We start from the raw sequence: 18,197 nt of genomic DNA, 5'->3' as shown, positions 1-18,197 counted from the left end.
ATGGAAGGTATGGATCATGACATGTCTTCGATGAAAGGTATGGATCACGACATGTCTTCAATGAAAGGTATGAATCATGACATGACTTCGATGAAAGGCATGGATCACGACATGTCTTCAAAAACAATGAGCTCTTCTGGATCAGATGAGGTGGTTTACGGATGGGCGAATGCCTCAACCCCAGCTGGACTAAAAGCACTTCAATATAGTGATCTACAATCTTTAACCCCTCAAAAAGATACTCGTGCTCCAGAACGTGAAATTGAAATCCGTTTAGGGGGAAATATGGAGCGCTATATTTGGACAATTAATGGTAAGAAGTTTAATGAAACTGAACCATTTAAAGTGAAATATGGTGAGCGTATACGCTTGAAATTTGTTAACGACAGTATGATGGCTCATCCAATGCATTTACACGGCATGTTTATGCAACTGGAAAATGGCCAAGATCCAAGTAATATGCCGAATAAACATACAGTAATTGTTCCACCAGGTAAAACAGTTACAACTTTATTAACTGCTGATGAGTTAGGTGAATGGGCCATCCATTGTCATTTGCTCTATCACATGTCTGCTGGAATGATGAATAAACTTATTGTGGCAAATGTCGATAGTAATAGTACATCTTCGAAAGATGTTGTTACTCAACCTAATACTAATGATAAGGGGGTAAATCAACATGCGCACCACTAAAAAAATATATTCTAAGACACTTTTATCTATAGCTTTAATTGGATTATCAGGTCTAGCTTTTGCAAATAATACTGATGTTCAACGTACGGATAATAGTATTAAATCCTCTCAGTCCGAGAGTATGAAAATGCTGTTAAAAGAGCCTGGTGGGCTAGGTTATGTTGACCGTAATACTTATCAAAATTCAACTTCTGGTAATGATGGAGATAACAATGCAGGTCTTGAAGTTGAAACATCTAATAGCCGAAATCATGATAAGCATCTGAAAGAACATGGTGGACAAGTTTTTCAAACGACTAAATTTGAGAATGAGTGGACTGTGGATGAAGATGGCAAAGGTACTTTAGGATCGAAAATTGAAACATTGATAGGCACAGATGAAAATCGCCTATTTATTGAAGCAAATTTGGATAAAGTAGAAAGTCATGATCCAAAATATGATGTGTCTGCACTTTATAGCCGTAATGTAGCACCCTTCTGGGATGTACAGGCGGGGGTGAGATATAGTGAAGATAAAAATAACAGCAATAGTGATCGGGTTGATGGTGTTATTGGCGTATTGGGATTGGCTCCCTATTTCTTTGAAACCCAAGCTTATTTGTACGGTGGTGAGAATAATTTCTGGGGAGCAAGCTTGGAAGTCGAGCGTGATTTCTTGTTAACACAGAAATTGATCACACAACCTTATCTCGAAGTAGATACTGTGTTTAGCGATAATTCTAACTATGCTGCAAAATCAGGTTTATCTGAATTAAAGACAGGTATTAAAACCAGATATGAAGTTACTAAGAGAATCCGACCTTTTGTAGATATTGCTTATCAATATGAAAAAGGACAAAAAGCTACCACTATGCAAGAAGCTACTGAGTCTGAAAAAGGTTGGAAATATGGTGCAGGTATCGAATTAGTTTTTTAAGGTAATATGACTTAGTATCATGAATGATAGCCGAAGCTATCATTCATGAACTTGTTGCTATTTATTTTCGAATCTGTAAAACTAAAAAAGCTTAAATTTTGGTCTTATCTTTATGCAGTGGTTAAAGACATGCTTATCGCTGTTTTTATCGTTTGCTATCCTATTAGTAGGATCGGCTGCTGCTGCTTCGTCTGTACATAAGCGATGTTTAATGCCATCTGAACAGATATCCATGCAAATGGAAATGTCTTCAAATCAGGGCATGATGCATACTGACTGTATGAAAACCGAGGTGAAGATAAAAAAAGATGTACATGATCCATCATGTATGTCTGAGCAAGATTGTATTATGTCTTTTGCCAAGATTGCTTATGCCAACATTGCTCAAGATATTTCGCACTCAATTGTGTTCTCTCCAATAGAACGATCTATTTTTTATTCTCCAGATCAAGACCTTCCTTCTCCATACCCTTCTGGTTTATGGAAACCCCCACGCTCTAACTAATCTGATGATTTTTTTATCATTCATAGAGTTTTCTATGGATGTTCTGCACGCGCGCGTGTACATCTTTTTAGAGCTAGAAATATGGACTTTTATAAAGAAAAACTGTCTCGAAAATGGGGGGGATTGTCAATTGCTGTGGCTTGCTTCTCTTTGACCTATGGTCATGCTTATGCCCAGCCACTGACCTTGGATACAGCTTTGAATCTCGCTGAGCAATATGCACCTACCCTAAGAGCAAATAGCGCCCAGATTGAAGGGGCCGAGAATGTAGTTTCAGCTTCAGGTATTTTACCCAACCCTAAATTATTTGTAGGTTTAGATAATTACCCTGTATCCGGCGATGCCGCATGGTCAGTCACACGCGAAGGTATGACTATGCAAAAAATTGGCGTGATGCAAGATTTTCCAAATCGTGCCAAAAGACAAGCTGAGGTCGATTTAGCAAAAGCTGAACTAGGTTCGGCCAATGCTCAAACTGAGATTCTGCGTATTGAGTTACGTCAGAAAGTCGCATCTGCTTGGCTTAAGCGCTTTTATCTTGAACGTAAATTAGCACTATACGATGAACTGTTTTCAGAGAATCGATTACTTTCTCAAATTACTCAAACACAGGTCATCTCTGGTCGTACAATCATTGCCGATGCACTTGATCCAAGACAAGAAGCCACGGTATTGCTTGACCAGAAGGATGATTTACTTCGTGATTTAAATAAAGCCAAGTTGGAGTTGCATCGGTTAGTCAGTGCAGAACCTACTGAAAATCTCTCTCAAATTGAAACCTTACCTGACCAAGCACCATCTATCTACCTTGATAGATCAAAGCTATATCATCATTTGCATCAACATCCTGAATTAAAAGCATTTCAGGCAGAAAAGCAAACTGCTGAAGCAAAACTGAAGCAAGCTCAGGCTTTACAGAAACCAGATTGGGGTATTGAACTTGCTTATCAGCATCGAGCACCCGAATTTGGCGATATGATCGGGGTGCAACTAACAACAGAGCTTCCTGTGTTTTCAAAAAGACGTAGTAGTCCACTCATTCGGGCAGCTTTAGCCGAACAAAACAGGATTACTGCCGATCAAGAAGTCCAATACCGTGACCATCTCACTATGCTAGATGATGGGTTATCCGATCTTGATGCACTTGATCAGCAAATTAGACGTGCGATGCAAACAAGTATTCCACTCGCTAAACAAAAAGTGGGTTTACAGTTGGCAAGCTATCAAGCAGGTAAAAGTAATTTATCTAATGTTATTGCTGCTCGACAAGCTCTTTTAGAACAGCGTTTGCGTCTCATTGATCTCCAACAGCAACAGGCTGTGACTAAAGCCCAACTTTATTATGCCTTTGAAGAACCGACCTTAAACCATGTTGAGGGGCAGCCATAATGTTAAGAAATAAATTAGCACTTACTGTCATGGGCGTTGCGGTAATTAGTCTGGCTGCGGGTGGTGGCGCTGGATACTGGATTGCACATCAGAAATACAATCCTCAATCAGGTCCGCAACAGGCTGCCAAAGTGTTGTATTGGTACGACCCAATGAAACCTGAACAGCATTTTGATAAACCGGGGAAATCGCCATTTATGGACATGCAACTGGTTCCTAAATATGCAGATGAAAATACTATGATGACTGAAGACAGTTATCCTGCGGTTAAGATTGATCCATCCCTCCAACAAAATTTAGCAATCCGTTATGCTTCAGTCGAACAAGCTGTGATGGGAAATGCTTTGTTAACCAATGGTATATTGCAGACCAATGAACGACAGGTAGCTATTTTACAAACAAGGGCAAGTGGTTTCGTCCAACGAGTGTACGGACATGCCGTTGGGGATATGGTGACGCAAGGCAGTCCCATAGCTGATATTTCAATACCCGAATGGACAGGAGAACAAACTGAATTTCTAGCTGTACTTCGAACTGGAGATCGTTCTCTTATTCAGGCAAGCCGACAACGTTTACAGCTTTTAGGAATCCCACAAAATGTGATTAATCAAGTCGAGCGGACACATCGAGTGCAATCCAATATGACTTTAAGTGCACCTGTGAGTGGATTTATTGATTCGTTAGAAGTCCGCAATGGAATGGCTTTAGCTATGGGGCAAACGCTTGTCACCATCAAGGGGATAAGCCCAATCTGGTTAGAAGCATCTGTTCCAGAAGCACAAATTGCCGGGATAAAACGGGGAATGAAAGTTGAAGCTACTTTTGTTGCATACCCTCAAATAGTGTCCGGTAAAGTTATTGATATTTTACCAACTTTGGATAGCACGAGTAGAACCATAAAAGTTCGTATTGAGTTGCCCAATAGAGAGGGAATGCTCAAGCCGGGAATGTTTGCTTCTGTTAAATTCTCCAACAACCCACAAAGCAATTTAGTTATACCAGAGCAAGCTGTTATACGTACAGGTACTCGGAACGTTGTCATTGTGGGACATGAGCAAGGGCGTTTTGAACCTGTTGTAGTACAGTTAGGTCAAAGTGATGGCAATAAAATTGCAATTCTACAAGGGTTGAAAGCTGGTCAGAAGGTAGTAATTTCAGGGCAATTCCTGATTGATTCTGAAGCAAATTTACAAGGTGTATTGGATAAGCTGAACACTGGACAATCGATGACTTCATCCCAAGTGGTTAAGACATCAATATATCAAGGCATTGGTAAAGTTGAAAAAGTCACAGCTCAAGACATTACCATTTCACATCAGGCGATTCCTGAGTTGGGTTGGGGGGCTATGACTATGAGCTTTAAACAACCAGTGCAACCATTTACCCAAATTCAGCAAGGCGATCAGGTCCGTTTTAGATTTACACATGCTAGAGATACTTACGTTATTTCTGACATTTCCAAGATGTCTATGACATCTATGAAGAACTAAACGGGAGGACGATTATGATTGCCCGTGTTATTCGTTTTTCAATTGCGAATCGTGTATTTGTCCTGTTAGCCGCTTTAATTCTGGCTGCTTGGGGAACTTGGGCCGTAAAGAATACTCCGGTCGATGCATTACCAGATTTGTCTGATGTACAAGTAATTATTCGAACTAATTTTTCTGGTCAGGCACCACAAATTGTTGAAAATCAGGTGACCTACCCTTTAACAACAACCATGTTATCGGTACCGGGTGTTAAAACTGTTCGCGGTTATTCTTTTTTTGGTGACTCATTTGTTTATGTCATCTTTGATGAACATACTGACCTTTACTGGGCCCGTTCTCGTGTATTGGAGTATCTAAATCAAATTCAAGGGAAAATGCCTGCAAATGCGAAATCTTCATTGGGACCAGATGCCACTGGCGTTGGTTGGGTTTATGAATATGCATTAGTAGACCCAACAGGACAGCATGATCTTTCGGAGCTGAGAAGCATACAAGACTGGTTTTTAAAGTATGAACTGAAGACATTACCTAACGTGGCTGAAGTTGCCACAATTGGGGGAATGGTTAAGCAATATCAGGTTGTCTTAGACCCAAGCAAGATGGCTACTTTAGGTGTCACACAAAACAATGTCATTGAGGCGATTCAAAAAGCTAATCAGGAAACTGGTGGTTCAGTTCTGGAAATGGCTGAAACGGAATATATGGTGCGGGCTTCTGGTTATTTAAAAACTTTAGATGATTTTCGCCAAATTCCTTTACGAACAAATAGTTTCGGTGTTCCTGTTTCTTTAGGTGATGTTGCAACTATTCAACTTGGTCCAGAAATGCGTCGTGGCATCAGTGAATTGAATGGGCAAGGTGAAACGGTTGGGGGTGTCGTGATTTTACGAGCAGGTAAAAATGCACGTGAAACGATTACTGCTGTGAAAGCGAAGCTAGCTGAATTACAACAAAGTCTACCGAAAGGTGTACAAGTTGTTCCTGTATATGATCGCAGTCAATTGATTGATAGAGCAGTAGAAAATCTCAGCCATAAATTAATTGAAGAGTTCATTGTGGTGGCTTTAGTCTGTGGACTCTTCCTCTGGCATTTACGTTCAGCAATGGTGGCTATTGTTTCTTTGCCGCTTGGGATTTTATCTGCTTTCTTGGTGATGCATTATCAAGGGCTAAATGCCAATATCATGTCGTTGGGTGGTATTGCTATCGCGATTGGCGCTATGGTCGATGCCGCAATTGTAATGGTTGAAAATGCACATAAGCATATCGAAACTTGGCAACACGAACATCCTGAGCAAGTCTTGGAAGCACAAGTCCGTTGGAACATCATTACACGTTCTGCCAGTGAGGTCGGGCCAACTTTATTTTTCTGTCTACTCATCATTACCTTATCCTTCATTCCTATTTTTACTTTACAGGCACAAGAAGGTCGCTTGTTCTCACCACTGGCATTTACTAAAACCTATGCAATGGCAGCAGCAGCAGGTTTATCCATTACCTTGATTCCCGTTTTAATGGGTTATTGGATTCGAGGGAAATTACCTTCTGAACAGCGTAATCCACTGAACCGTTTTCTGATCAAAATATACAGCCCTATGTTGGATAAGGTTTTAGCTCATCCAAAGACAATTTTACTTGGTGCATTGCTAATTTTCCTTATTAGTCTTTTCCCTTTAACACGGTTAGGTGGGGAGTTTCTACCCAATATGGATGAAGGTGATTTACTGTATATGCCTTCAGCTTTACCGGGATTGTCCGCAGCAAAAGCTTCTGAGCTACTCCAACAGACTGATCGAATGATTAAAACCGTTCCTGAAGTTGCAACAGTATTCGGTAAAGCTGGTCGCGCTGAGTCAGCCACAGATTCTGCACCATTAGAAATGTTTGAAACCACGATTCAGTTCAAACCACGGTCTGAATGGCGTTCAGGTATGACACCTGACAAATTGATAAAAGAACTAGATAAGGCAGTCCAAGTACCGGGTTTAACAAACATTTGGGTGCCACCTATCCGTAACCGGATTGATATGTTGGCAACTGGGGTGAAAAGTCCAATCGGGATTAAGGTTTCAGCAAATGATCTGCAAGATATTGATCGGGTAGCACAGCAAATTGAACAAGTGGCTAAACAGATGCCCGGTGTTAGTTCAGCTTTAGCTGAACGGCTCACAGGTGGTCGATATGTTGATGTTGATATTAACCGTATGCAGGCTGCGCGATATGGTCTCAATATTAAAGATGTACAGCAAATCGTCTCATCAGCGATTGGCGGGGAAAATATTGGTGAAACTGTTGAAGGCTTGGCACGGTATCCCATTAATGTACGTTACCCACGAGAGATTCGAGATTCATTGGAAGCCTTAAGAAATTTACCGATTCTAACTGAATCTGGTCAACAAATAGTCTTGAGTAGTGTTGCGAATATTCAAATTACAGATGGGCCGCCAATGCTTAAAAGTGAGAATGCCCGTCCAAGTGGTTGGGTCTATGTCGATGTACAAGGACGTGACTTAGCTTCGGTTGTACAAGATTTGAAGCAGGCCATAGACCAAAAAGTAAAACGTTCTTCTGCCATGAGCATTAGCTATTCAGGACAGTTTGAGTTCATGGAGCGTGCGAATGCTCGCTTAAAAGTTGTTATTCCAATTACTTTGATGATCATTTTTCTATTGCTCTATTTGATTTTTAGGCAAGTACAAGATGCTGTTCTGATTATGGCAACACTACCTTTTGCCTTGATTGGTGGTATTTGGGCTATGTACTTGAGTGATTATCACTTTTCGGTTGCGATTGCTGTTGGTTTTATTGCACTTGCTGGTGTTGCCGCAGAGTTTGGTGTAGTCATGTTGTTCTATTTAAAGCAAGCAATTGAGCATGCACAGCAAAGCCTATCTTCTTCAACGGCATCCTTAACAGAGCAACAACTCAATGAGGCAATTCATACAGGGGCCGTGCTACGTGTTCGCCCTAAAGCAATGACAGTCGCTGTCATTTTGGCGGGGTTAATCCCTATTCTGTTGGGGACTGGAACAGGTTCTGAATTAATGAGTCGTATTGCTTTACCTATGGTTGGGGGCATGATTTCAGCCCCTCTCTTATCTATGTTTGTTATCCCTGCGGCATATCAGCTTTTAATCAAAAGAAAACTATCAAAGAATTGATAGTTTTATTATTTCGTCAAAAGAGGTTTTATTATGTTGAAATTTATGAAAATTGTGGCTCTTGTTGCAACTGTTGCTGCGTTAAGTGCATGTAGCAAAAATGAGGCATCAGAGCAAAAGAAATCGGAAGCACCGATGGAGCAGATGAGTAAAGAGTCATCTACAGTTGCAACAGCTCAAGCTGTTGGTGTGATTACTGCTATTGATACGAAAGAAAATATTCTAACACTCGACCATGAAGCAATTCCTGCAATTAAATGGCCTGCAATGACCATGGGCTTTAAAGTTGCAGATCCAGCATTATTGAATGGTTTAACTGTAGGGGAAAAGGTTGACTTCGAATTAAAAATAGAGGGTGAGAGTCAGATTATTGTTGCTGTGAAAAAAAGCTCATAATCAGTTTGATACTTAAAAGAAAAATGGATGCGAAGGCATCCATTTTTCTTTATGAAATATTCTTATTTTGATTAAAGTCTACTAATAAGCTGATATGTAATGAAGGCAAAGAAATACGCAAGCCCAAATAAGTAAGTCGCCATAATAACAGGCTGTTTCCAGCTACCAGTTTCACGACGAATGGTCGCTAATGTTGCAAGACAATGTGGTGCGAAAATGTACCAAACTAATAATGACATCCCTGTAGCTAGCCCCCAACCATCAGGACCAGAGATTTGACTCAACAATGTTTGAGTTACAGTATCTTCATCTCCAGACATAGCATAAATTACACCTAAAGCAGCAATGACAACTTCCCTTGCAGCCATAGCAGGAATTAATGCGATACAGATTTCCCAAGTAAAGCCAATAGGTGCAAATATAGGCTGAATAATGTGTCCAAGTTGTCCAGCTAAACTATAGTTGATAGCAGGCATCGTGGCATGCTCAGGTGGTTGAGGGAACGTAACCAACACCCAAAGCAATATAGATAATGCTACGATAATACCACCAACTCTTTTTAGAAAGATCGTAGCTCGATCATAAAGTCCTAATGCAACGTTTCGAATATCTGGCAATCGATAAGTAGGCAACTCAAAGATAAAAATACTTTCTGTTTTATCTTTTCTAACTAGTTTCAAAAATAAAGAAACACCTAATGCTGAAACAATTCCAGCCATATATAGTCCAAAAAGAACTAAACCTTGTAGGCTCAACCAACCATAAACTAATTTGTTTGGAATGAATGCCGCAATTAGCAAAGCATAAACAGGTAATCTTGCAGAACAAGTCATTAATGGCGCAATCATAATGGTTGCTAAACGATCTCTTTCCGAACTAATGCTTCGTGTTGCCATGACACCAGGAATAGCACAGGCAAAACTAGATAATAGTGGAATAAAGGAACGTCCACTTAAACCAGCTTTGGACATTAATTTATCCAAAAGGAATGCTGCTCGTGGCAAATAACCTGATTCTTCTAAAATTAAAATAAAGAAGAATAAGATAAGGATCTGCGGCATATAAGCCAAAACACTACCCGATCCAGCGATTACCCCATCAACAATAAGACTTCTAAGTAATGGATGAGTAATAAGCGGGCCAATTGTATCTCCTAACCAAGCAATTGCATTTTCAATTAATGAGATAAAAGGTTGTGCCCAGATAAAAACGGCTTGGAACATGACAAACATGGTAAGCGTTAGGATGGCTAAACCAAGTACAGGATGTAAGAAAATTTTATCCAAGAAAGCTGTTCTTGCATCACCGTTATCATTTTTTAAAATTACCTGTTTAGTAATATTTTTAATCTGATCAAAATGATTCAGATCAGAATGATAAGGAGTGACAAATAGATTTTTTTGATCTAATTGATTTAGTAGTTCTTGCACGCCTTTAGTTTTAACGGCAACAGCCTCAATAACAGGGATACCCAACAATTCTGATAGCTTATTAATATCTATCGAAATACCACGCTTTTTGACCTCATCCATCATATTTAAAACAAGAAGCATTGGTCGATTCAATGCCCTAATTTCAAGCACAAGACTTAAATGTAAATGTAAATTAGTGGCATCAACCACACATACATATATATCAGGTAGAACCTCACCCTCAAGCTCACCTAAGCATACAGCCCTTGTTACCTCTTCATCTAGACTCGTAGGCTTTAAGCTGTATGTGCCGGGCAAATCTAAAACTCGAACTGATTCACCAGAAGGTAGTTTAAAGAAACCTTCTTTCCGCTCAACAGTAACACCAGCATAATTAGCTACTTTTTGACGAGTGCCTGTTAAAGTATTAAAGAGAGATGTTTTCCCACAATTTGGGTTACCAATAAGTGCAATATTTTTACTGTTCATTTGAAACAATCTCTACAAAAATTCGTTCAGCTTCATTCTTTCTTAACGCAAATCGAGAAGTTTCAATTTGAACCAATACTGGATCACCACCGAAAAGTCCCTTAGCTAGAACTTGTAAAGTTTCACCAATTCTGAAACCTAACAATTCAAGTCGTTCTAGAACTGGATCATTTTTATCTAAATATTGGTTACCTTTTTTTAGGTCAACAATTTTGACAAATTCGTTTGGTTTAACTTGGAATAAATTCATTTTTAATACTCTTATTTCAATGCCAAAATTTTTCGAGCACCGTTAAGTACGAAAAGTGAAACAATTATTCCTATAACAAGATCTGGATATGCGGAACCTGTCAAAGCCACAAGGAAGCCAGCAATAATTACACCTAGATTCACAATCACATCATTAGCGGAGAAAATCCAACTTGCTTTCATATGTGCTCCACCATCTTTATGTCCAGAAATTAGATAAAGACAGGCAACATTCGCAATTAGTGCAAAAAAGCCGATTACAATCATTAATAAAGATTCAGGCTCACTACCTAATATAAAACGTCTAATTACATCGACAATTACAGTTATTGCGAGAAATAATTGAATCCAACCCGCAAAATGCGCGGCTTTAACTTGATACTTTGCAGCTTTACCTACAGCATAAAGTGCAATCCCATAAACAGCAGCATCTGCAAACATATCAAGAGAGTCTGCGATTAACCCTGTAGATGCAGCAATTAGGCCACTAATAAATTCAATAACGAAAAGTGCAGCATTAATCGCTAAAAGAATTTTTAAAACTTTTGCTTGTTCAGACGTATCTGCTTTTTCAGGCATTTCACCCACAGAGGTGGCGGTACTTTCAAGTTTGGCTCCAAAACCAAGTGCTTCAAGTTTGCTAGTAATTTCATTAAGACCATCATTATGAAAAACTTTCAATTTCCGATTAGGTAAATCAAATGTTAGTCCTTTGACCTCATTCACTGGAGACAATGCCATACGAACCATTTGCTCCTCAGCAGAGCAATCCATTTTCGGAATCAGAAACGTACTGATTTCATTTGCATGCTCTTTATTTACATAGGCTTCAGTTTTATTTAATTTTGCTCCAAACCCAAGAGCTTCAAGTTTTGCAGTGATTTCATTACTTTCACCATTATGCATAACTTTTAGGTTTCGATTCGGCAAATCAAAAACTAGCCTCTTAACATTTACCAAAGAAGATAAAGTCATCCGAACCATTTGTTCCTCTGCGGAACAATCCATTTTAGGGATTTTATAGTCACTGATGAAAGTCGCTACATCCTCATTATCACTAACTGTCTCAGGTGAACTTATCGAATCTGGGGTGCAACATGAGTTTGACTGCGTAGAGCATGGCTGAGTACTAGAACAAGGATCTTTTTCATCTGGCTTAGATTGTTGTGGTACTTCATTACCACAACAAGAACTTTTACTTTCTTCAGCAGTTAAATCTTTACTGTTACCAGAATTTGTTTCTGATTCATTTTGATTTTGCTTAGTGTCTTCACAAGAACTTTCTTTATTACAACCGCAACCACTCATTGATGTGCCCATAGTCATATCTTTACTTATTGCATATTAAAATCTCTATAGCTACTATAGAGTCAAGTTGGATTTTGAGTATTTCTAATGTTTATGAAGATAGGAGAGCTCTCTGAAAAAACGTCGTGCTCAGTACTGACAATACGGTTTTATGAAAAAGAAGGTTTAATCCCGCAACCTGATCGAACTCAAGGTAACTATAGACTATATACTGAAGATTACATTGATCGGTTGAAATTCATTGTGAATTGTCGTTCTTTGAATATGAACTTAACTGAAATCAAAAAATTACTAAATTATAAGGATCTGCCTAATCTAAATTGTTCTGATGTGAATGAGCTTATCGATTCACATATTAACGATGTTGAGGAAAATATTCGGAATCAGCAGAAACTCATACAGCAGCTATTAGAAATAAGAAAGACTTGTGATGGGTTATGTACAGTGGACAAATGTGGTGTATTGAAGAAGTTAGCCTGAATAAAAAGTTAGTGATCACATTTGTTTCTCAAACTTACTGATACGTATATTAGCTTATTTAATATTATTGCTAAATTATTAATCTAAAATGAATTGTTTACAGCAGTTTTTCAAATTTAACTAGCTTATTTAATGGATTGTATTTTGCAGACCATCATATATGAAGTTGCATATATATGATAATTCGTATATAAAGATATTAATATATTAAAGGTCCCAGTTTCATGACAACTTCATTAGATGTAAAGATTTATCACAATCCTGCTTGTGGCACCTCTCGGAATACTTTGGCTTTGATTCGCAATACAGGAATTGAACCAACCGTTATTGAATATCTCATTACACCACCTAGTCATGACGAATTAGTTAAATTGATTCAGGATGCAAACTTAACAGTAAGAGAGGCTATTCGTCAGAATGTAGATCCTTATCGGGATTTACAGCTTGATCGTAGTGATTTGAGTGATGAACAACTACTCAGTTTTATGCTTGAACATCCTATTTTGATTAATCGACCATTTGTTGTTACTGAATTAGGTACTCGCTTAAGTCGTCCTTCAGAAGCTGTCTTAGATATTCTGCCATTACCACAAAAAGGTGCTTTCACTAAAGAAGATGGTGAACAAGTGATCGACGAAAATGGTCAGAGAGTAAATTAAAAAATTTAGTTCTTGTATGTGATTATCTGCATATCCAAATTTATAGGTAGCAAAGATGGATCAAGTTAATTTTTTTAAATGCTTATCAGATGAAACCCGTCTCAATATTGTCACTTTAATTGCTGAGAATAAAGAACTCTGTGTTTGTGATCTGACAGAAAAGCTACAACTGAGTCAACCAAAGATTTCTAGGCATTTAGCTTTATTACGCTCTTCTGGTCTCTTACAAGACAGACGACAAAGCCAATGGGTGTACTACAGCATTAATCAACAACTTCCAGCATGGTGTTTTGAAATTCTAGATACTTTAAAAAAAACATCATCTAGTCAAGTTGTAAGCAATACCAACACGCTTTCTATAAATAGTTATTGTGAGTAATAGATTATGAAATTCCTTTTTTTGTGTACTGGAAATAGTTGTCGTAGCATTTTGTCTGAAGTGCTTTTTAACAGTCGTGCTCCTCATGACTGGAAAGCATACAGTGCAGGAAGTAAGCCATCAGGACAGGTGCATCCATTGACTATTGAAACTTTGGAAAACCTTGGTCTTTCAACAGAAGGTTTATGGAGTAAAACAATTGATGACTGTGAGCAATATAAACCTGAAGTAGTGATTACTGTGTGTGATTCAGCAGCTCAAGAAGCTTGTCCTCTTTATTTAGGGGGAGCGATCAAGGCACATTGGGGCTTGGCTGATCCATCACATTTAGACTTGCCTAAAGAGGAAAAATTAAAAGCTTTCCTAGTGACAGTAGACCATATCAACCGTCGTTTAGATGCTTTATTTGCACTTGATACAGCAAATATGTCTCGTCCTGAATTAATTGCTGCAATCAATCACATATCAGATATTGAATGAGAAAATCATGGCTCAACAAAGACTGTCATTTTTAGATCGTAACCTTACGCTATGGATTTTCATTGCGATGGGGGTGGGGATTGCGATAGGTGTCTTCTTACCTCAAGCTTCTGTTACTTTAGACAAAATGAGTGTGGATTCTGTCAATATTCCAATTGCGATTGGTTTGATTCTGATGATGTATCCACCGTTAGCCAAAGTGGACTATGCAGCTCTACCACAAGTATTTAAAGACAAAAGAACATTAACTTTGTCTTTAGTACAGAACTGGATTATTGCTCCTGTATTAATGTTTGCATTAGCAATTATTTTTTTGCATAGCTATCCAGAGTATATGACTGGACTAATCCTGATCGGATTAGCTCGTTGTATTGCAATGGTTTTAGTTTGGAATGGTTTAGCCTGCGGCGATAACCAATATGTAGCAGCATTGGTTGCATTCAATAGTATCTTTCAGATTTTGTTCTTTAGTACTTATGCTTGGTTATTTCTTACCTTCTTACCACCTTATTTTGGTATTGCTGGGCAAGTAATCAATGTGGATTTTTGGACGATTACCCACGCGGTATTGATTTACTTGGGTATTCCTTTTTTTCTTGGTTTCTTGACCCGTTTGATCTTAGTCAACGCCAAAGGCTTAGAGTGGTACCAAAATGTCTTTTTACCGAAGATCAGTCCATTAAGTCTATTGGCATTACTGTTTACTATTGTTGCTATGTTTAGTCTCAAAGGTGGAGATGTAGTGAGTCTGCCTTTGGATGTAATTCGAATTGCGATTCCATTAACAATTTACTTTATCGTAATGTTCTTCATTAGTTTCTTTATGAGTAAGTGGATGGGTAATGACTACCCAAAAACTACAGCAATTTCATTTACTGCTGCGGGTAATAATTTTGAGTTAGCACTGGCTGTAGCCATTGCAACCTTTGGTTTAGCATCGCCTGTGGCATTTACTACAGTCATTGGGCCATTAGTTGAAGTACCAGTTTTGATTGCTTTGGTCAGTGTCTCTTTATGGCTAAGAAAAAAGTATTTTGAATCGGTGTAAATCTATGAATCTCCCAAATGTTGATATGAATCTTCTTGATCGACCTACTTTAGAGAAAGTTCAAGCTAAAGCACTGGATCATGCACCACGCATCTTATTGTTGTATGGCTCGAATCGTGAACGTTCTTATAGTCGTTTAGCGGTGATGGAAGCAGGACGAATCTTGGAGGAGTTTGGTGCTGAGGTGAAAATTTTTCATCCGAAAGGATTGCCTTTGCCAGAAGATGCCGATACTGAACATCCAAAAGTAAAAGAATTGCATGAACTTTTGGCTTGGTCAGAGGGTATGGTTTGGTGTTCACCTGAGCGTCATGGTTCTATGAGTTCTATTTTTAAATCCCAAATCGACTGGATTCCTTTGGCTGGTGGTGCAATACGTGCGACGCAAGGTAAAACTTTAGCACTTATGCAAGTTAGTGGTGGTTCACAATCTTTTAATAGCGTTAACCAGATGCGTATTTTGGGGCGCTGGATGCGGATGATTACAATCCCGAATCAATCTTCAATTCCTAAAGCCTTTTTAGAGTTTGAAGAAGATGGACGTATGAAAGCATCTTCTTATTACGATCGTATAGTAGATGTGATGGAAGAACTCTATAAGTTTACATTACTTACGCGTGGACAAAGCCTGTATCTAACTGATCGATATTCTGAGCGTAAAGAATCTGCTGAAGAATTATCTAAACGTGTTAACCAGCGTAGTCTGTAATACATTGGAGAGAACTAAATGCAAAGTAGACATTCACGTCTGATAATTCTCGGTTCTGGCCCTGCGGGCTATAGTGCAGCAGTATATGCAGCGCGTGCAAACCTTAAACCTACTTTAATTGCAGGTTTACAGCTTGGCGGCCAACTTACAACAACAACCGAAGTTGACAACTGGCCGGGCGATCCTGAAGGTTTAACAGGTCCTGCATTAATGGATCGTATGCAAGCACATGCTGAACGCTTTGGTACAGAACTCGTCTATGACCATATTAACGAAGTGGACTTAAATGTACGTCCTTTCGTTCTTAAAGGTGATATGGAAGAATACACATGTGATGCTTTGATTATTGCAACTGGTGCTACAGCTCAATATCTTGGCCTAGAGTCTGAACAAAACTTTATGGGACAAGGCGTAAGCGCATGTGCAACATGTGATGGTTTCTTCTACAAAAACCAAAAAGTAATGGTTGTAGGTGGTGGTAACACTGCTGTTGAAGAAGCACTTTATTTATCAAATATTGCTTCACATGTAACGCTAGTACACCGCCGTGATAGCTTACGTTCTGAAAAGATTTTGCAAGATCATTTATTTGTCAAAGAAAAAGAAGGCAAAATCAGCATTATCTGGAATCACGAAGTTGAAGAAGTATTGGGTGACAATACTGGTGTAACAAGTGTTCGCCTTAAATCAACTCAAGATGAATCTAAGCAAGACGTAGAGGTTCATGGTCTATTCGTTGCAATTGGCCACAAACCAAATACTGGTATGTTTGATGGTCAATTAAACTTACGTGATGGCTATATCCAAGTACAAAGCGGTACTTCTGGTAATGCAACAGCAACCTCTGTAGCTGGTGTTTTTGCTGCTGGTGACGTCGCTGACAGCATTTATCGCCAAGCGATTACTTCTGCTGGATCAGGCTGTATGGCTGCTCTAGATGCAGAAAAATATCTAGATCAATTGAACGATTAAAAAGCTAATTCAATCACTTGAAAATTTTAAGAAATAAGCCCAGTCTGTTTAACAGATTGGGCTTTTGATTTTGTTTATGACAATAAAGAAGGGGGGAGCGATACTTTGTCTCAATTACAAGCTGAAGTAGATGTAGTCATTATTGGTGGTGGACAAGCAGCTCTTGCTACAGCTTATTTTTTAAAACGTAAGAAAATTCCATTTGTGATTTTAGATGACCAAAATCAGGCAGGTGGTGCATGGTTACATGCTTGGGAGTCTTTACGTCTTTTTTCTCCAAATACTTGGAGTTCGTTGTCGGGCTGGATGATGCCAAAAACTGAACAAACTTATCCAACGCGGAATGAGGTGATTCAATACTTATCTGCATACGAACAACGCTATCAATTTCCTGTCATTCGACCTATACATGTTGATCATATTGAGAAAAAAAATGACTGCTTAGATGTATATGCGGGTGATAAATATTGGCGAGCAAAGGCGGTTGTCAGTGCTACAGGTACATGGAGTCAGCCTTATATTCCACATTACGAAGGATTAGAAAGATTTAAAGGAATACAAACCCATTCAGCACATTATGTTAATCCAGAACCTTTTATTAATAAAAAGGTTCTAGTGATAGGAGGAGGTAACTCTGGTGCTCAAATTCTTGCTGAAGTCTCAGAAGTTGCAGACACTATTTGGATCACAGTAACTCCTCCTCAATTTTTATCGGATGATGTTGATGGGCGTGTTTTATTCCTTCGAGCAACAGAACGTTTGAAGGCACAACAGGAGGGACGAATAGTTGATCAACCCATTGGTGGTCTAGGGGATATTGTCATGATTGACAGTGTCAAAGATGCACGTGAACGTGGGGTATTACATAGCAGAGAACCCTTTAAAGCATTTAAAGAACATTCGGTTGTTTGGGAGGATGGTTCAACACAATTGGTCGATGCTGTGATTTGGTGTACAGGTTTCAAAGCTTCCCTAAATCACTTAAGGAGTCTTGGAGTGATAGAACCTAATCAGACTGTTGCTGTCAATGATGGACGTTCAATAAAAATAAACAATCTTTGGCTAGTTGGTTATGGTGAATGGACAGGCATGGCATCGGCAACATTAATCGGGGTTTCTAGAACAGCCAAAGCAGTAGTCGATGAAATAGCTGTTTACTTAGCTATAGATTAAAAATTCTTAAATAAAGGATGGCTGAGGCTATAGAAGGTTTATATATTTTTATATCAAACACTTATGTTTTTTTGGTGGTATTGGTTCTAATTTAGTAAGTGATCAATAACTGGAAAATTTTAACTAGACTCTAGTTGCTTAATATAATTCCCAATAAAACTAGTCTACTGTTTATATACTCTTTCATGAGAAAGGAGGTATCTGAGTACTATAAAAGTTATTATTACTCAGATACCGACAGATTTAATTGAGCTAATTACACTGTAAGCAGAACCAATTACAGAGATGA

At 38.7% G+C, this 18,197-nt stretch carries 18 protein-coding genes; 15 read left to right on the top strand and 3 right to left on the bottom strand.

Annotation, left to right across the window (positions count from 1 at the left end; translation table 11 throughout):
* The 7 genes from KTI79_RS17020 to KTI79_RS16990 form a co-directional block, all read left to right on the top strand.
* Window positions 1-693, top strand: a 693-nt coding sequence (locus tag KTI79_RS17020) for a multicopper oxidase domain-containing protein (protein WP_262468761.1), incomplete at its 5' end; no start/stop codon positions are given.
* Window positions 680-1,609: a copper resistance protein B gene (locus tag KTI79_RS17015; RefSeq protein WP_001260878.1), complete on the top strand. Its 930-nt coding sequence runs from the start codon at window positions 680-682 to the stop codon at window positions 1,607-1,609. The genes KTI79_RS17020 and KTI79_RS17015, both read left to right, overlap by 14 nt.
* Window positions 1,610-1,721: 112 nt before the next feature.
* Window positions 1,722-2,114 (top strand): hypothetical protein, encoded by a 393-nt coding sequence (locus tag KTI79_RS17010; protein ID WP_004883218.1) that lies wholly within the window; start codon window positions 1,722-1,724, stop codon window positions 2,112-2,114.
* Window positions 2,115-2,195: 81 nt separating this feature from the next.
* On the top strand, window positions 2,196-3,503 hold the full coding sequence (locus KTI79_RS17005; protein ID WP_000348404.1) for a TolC family protein: 1,308 nt from the start codon (window positions 2,196-2,198) through the stop codon (window positions 3,501-3,503).
* The gene (locus tag KTI79_RS17000; RefSeq protein WP_000945693.1) at window positions 3,503-4,993 is read left to right on the top strand and encodes an efflux RND transporter periplasmic adaptor subunit; all 1,491 of its coding nucleotides are present in this window, start codon (window positions 3,503-3,505) and stop codon (window positions 4,991-4,993) included. Before KTI79_RS17005 ends, KTI79_RS17000 begins: the two co-directional genes overlap by 1 nt.
* 14 nt (window positions 4,994-5,007) lie before the next feature.
* Window positions 5,008-8,154, top strand: coding sequence for an efflux RND transporter permease subunit (locus KTI79_RS16995; RefSeq protein ID WP_000561732.1), 3,147 nt, complete (start codon window positions 5,008-5,010; stop codon window positions 8,152-8,154).
* 33 nt (window positions 8,155-8,187) lie between these two features.
* The gene (locus KTI79_RS16990) at window positions 8,188-8,550 is read left to right on the top strand and encodes a copper-binding protein (RefSeq protein ID WP_000911303.1); all 363 of its coding nucleotides are present in this window, start codon (window positions 8,188-8,190) and stop codon (window positions 8,548-8,550) included.
* 71 nt (window positions 8,551-8,621) lie between these two features.
* Here the strand turns inward: KTI79_RS16990 and KTI79_RS16985 are convergent, their stop codons facing one another.
* The 3 genes from KTI79_RS16985 to KTI79_RS16975 are packed head-to-tail and all read right to left on the bottom strand — an operon-like array spanning window position 8,622 to window position 12,020.
* Entirely contained in the window at window positions 8,622-10,451 is a 1,830-nt protein-coding gene (locus KTI79_RS16985) for a ferrous iron transporter B (RefSeq protein WP_002061944.1), read from the bottom strand.
* Window positions 10,441-10,701: a ferrous iron transport protein A gene (locus KTI79_RS16980; protein ID WP_001048218.1), complete on the bottom strand. Its 261-nt coding sequence runs from the start codon at window positions 10,699-10,701 to the stop codon at window positions 10,441-10,443. The genes KTI79_RS16985 and KTI79_RS16980 overlap by 11 nt, the downstream gene beginning before the upstream one ends.
* Before the next feature lie 11 nt (window positions 10,702-10,712).
* Window positions 10,713-12,020 (bottom strand): cation transporter, encoded by a 1,308-nt coding sequence (locus KTI79_RS16975; protein WP_000537299.1) that lies wholly within the window; start codon window positions 12,018-12,020, stop codon window positions 10,713-10,715.
* 75 nt (window positions 12,021-12,095) lie between these two features.
* On the opposite strand from KTI79_RS16975, the gene cadR reads away from it, so the two are divergent.
* The 8 genes from cadR to KTI79_RS16935 all read left to right on the top strand — a co-directional run bounded on the left by cadR (window position 12,096) and on the right by KTI79_RS16935 (window position 17,908).
* The gene (gene cadR, locus KTI79_RS16970; RefSeq protein WP_000480876.1) at window positions 12,096-12,488 is read left to right on the top strand and encodes a Cd(II)/Pb(II)-responsive transcriptional regulator; all 393 of its coding nucleotides are present in this window, start codon (window positions 12,096-12,098) and stop codon (window positions 12,486-12,488) included.
* Window positions 12,489-12,712: 224 nt separating this feature from the next.
* Window positions 12,713-13,147: an arsenate reductase (glutaredoxin) gene (arsC, locus tag KTI79_RS16965; protein WP_000213576.1), complete on the top strand. Its 435-nt coding sequence runs from the start codon at window positions 12,713-12,715 to the stop codon at window positions 13,145-13,147.
* A gap of 55 nt (window positions 13,148-13,202) precedes the next feature.
* Complete coding sequence (locus tag KTI79_RS16960) at window positions 13,203-13,526, top strand: metalloregulator ArsR/SmtB family transcription factor (protein WP_000373080.1); 324 nt, start codon at window positions 13,203-13,205, stop codon at window positions 13,524-13,526.
* Window positions 13,527-13,532: 6 nt separating this feature from the next.
* Window positions 13,533-14,006 carry an arsenate reductase ArsC gene (locus KTI79_RS16955; protein WP_002125971.1) on the top strand — a complete coding sequence of 158 codons (474 nt, stop codon included), beginning with the start codon at window positions 13,533-13,535 and terminating at the stop codon, window positions 14,004-14,006.
* Between the two features lie 7 nt (window positions 14,007-14,013).
* Complete coding sequence (gene arsB, locus KTI79_RS16950) at window positions 14,014-15,054, top strand: ACR3 family arsenite efflux transporter (RefSeq protein ID WP_000068659.1); 1,041 nt, start codon at window positions 14,014-14,016, stop codon at window positions 15,052-15,054.
* Window positions 15,055-15,058: 4 nt separating this feature from the next.
* Window positions 15,059-15,763, top strand: a complete 705-nt coding sequence (gene arsH, locus KTI79_RS16945) for an arsenical resistance protein ArsH (RefSeq protein ID WP_001052988.1) — start codon at window positions 15,059-15,061, stop codon at window positions 15,761-15,763.
* Between the two features lie 18 nt (window positions 15,764-15,781).
* A complete protein-coding gene (gene trxB / locus KTI79_RS16940) occupies window positions 15,782-16,735 on the top strand; it encodes a thioredoxin-disulfide reductase (RefSeq protein WP_002061937.1) in 954 nt (317 codons plus the stop codon).
* A gap of 105 nt (window positions 16,736-16,840) precedes the next feature.
* Window positions 16,841-17,908: an ArsO family NAD(P)H-dependent flavin-containing monooxygenase gene (locus KTI79_RS16935; RefSeq protein WP_002061939.1), complete on the top strand. Its 1,068-nt coding sequence runs from the start codon at window positions 16,841-16,843 to the stop codon at window positions 17,906-17,908.
* Window positions 17,909-18,197: the final 289 nt, after the last annotated feature.

This window comes from Acinetobacter sp. WU_MDCI_Abxd143, from assembly GCF_025514195.1.
GTDB lineage: Bacteria > Pseudomonadota > Gammaproteobacteria > Pseudomonadales > Moraxellaceae > Acinetobacter > Acinetobacter pittii_H.
Note: the sequence above shows the minus strand (reverse complement) of the source record. Positions and strands in the feature narration are given on the sequence as shown.

Bases quoted from the DNA above. Each gene is read 5' to 3' on its own strand.
- KTI79_RS17015 (WP_001260878.1), top strand. From the start codon at position 680: ATGCGCACCACTAAAAAAATATATTCTAAGACACTTTTATCTATAGCT.
- trxB (WP_002061937.1), top strand. From the start codon at position 15,782: ATGCAAAGTAGACATTCACGTCTGATAATTCTCGGTTCTGGCCCTGCG.
- KTI79_RS17005 (WP_000348404.1), top strand. From the start codon at position 2,196: ATGGACTTTTATAAAGAAAAACTGTCTCGAAAATGGGGGGGATTGTCA.
- cadR (WP_000480876.1), top strand. From the start codon at position 12,096: ATGTTTATGAAGATAGGAGAGCTCTCTGAAAAAACGTCGTGCTCAGTA.
- KTI79_RS16955 (WP_002125971.1), top strand. From the start codon at position 13,533: ATGAAATTCCTTTTTTTGTGTACTGGAAATAGTTGTCGTAGCATTTTG.
- arsH (WP_001052988.1), top strand. From the start codon at position 15,059: ATGAATCTCCCAAATGTTGATATGAATCTTCTTGATCGACCTACTTTA.
- KTI79_RS16960 (WP_000373080.1), top strand. From the start codon at position 13,203: ATGGATCAAGTTAATTTTTTTAAATGCTTATCAGATGAAACCCGTCTC.
- KTI79_RS16980 (WP_001048218.1), bottom strand. From the start codon at position 10,701: ATGAATTTATTCCAAGTTAAACCAAACGAATTTGTCAAAATTGTTGAC.
- KTI79_RS17000 (WP_000945693.1), top strand. From the start codon at position 3,503: ATGTTAAGAAATAAATTAGCACTTACTGTCATGGGCGTTGCGGTAATT.
- KTI79_RS17010 (WP_004883218.1), top strand. From the start codon at position 1,722: ATGCAGTGGTTAAAGACATGCTTATCGCTGTTTTTATCGTTTGCTATC.
- KTI79_RS16985 (WP_002061944.1), bottom strand. From the start codon at position 10,451: ATGAACAGTAAAAATATTGCACTTATTGGTAACCCAAATTGTGGGAAA.
- arsB (WP_000068659.1), top strand. From the start codon at position 14,014: ATGGCTCAACAAAGACTGTCATTTTTAGATCGTAACCTTACGCTATGG.
- KTI79_RS16990 (WP_000911303.1), top strand. From the start codon at position 8,188: ATGTTGAAATTTATGAAAATTGTGGCTCTTGTTGCAACTGTTGCTGCG.
- KTI79_RS16975 (WP_000537299.1), bottom strand. From the start codon at position 12,020: ATGGGCACATCAATGAGTGGTTGCGGTTGTAATAAAGAAAGTTCTTGT.
- KTI79_RS16995 (WP_000561732.1), top strand. From the start codon at position 5,008: ATGATTGCCCGTGTTATTCGTTTTTCAATTGCGAATCGTGTATTTGTC.
- arsC (WP_000213576.1), top strand. From the start codon at position 12,713: ATGACAACTTCATTAGATGTAAAGATTTATCACAATCCTGCTTGTGGC.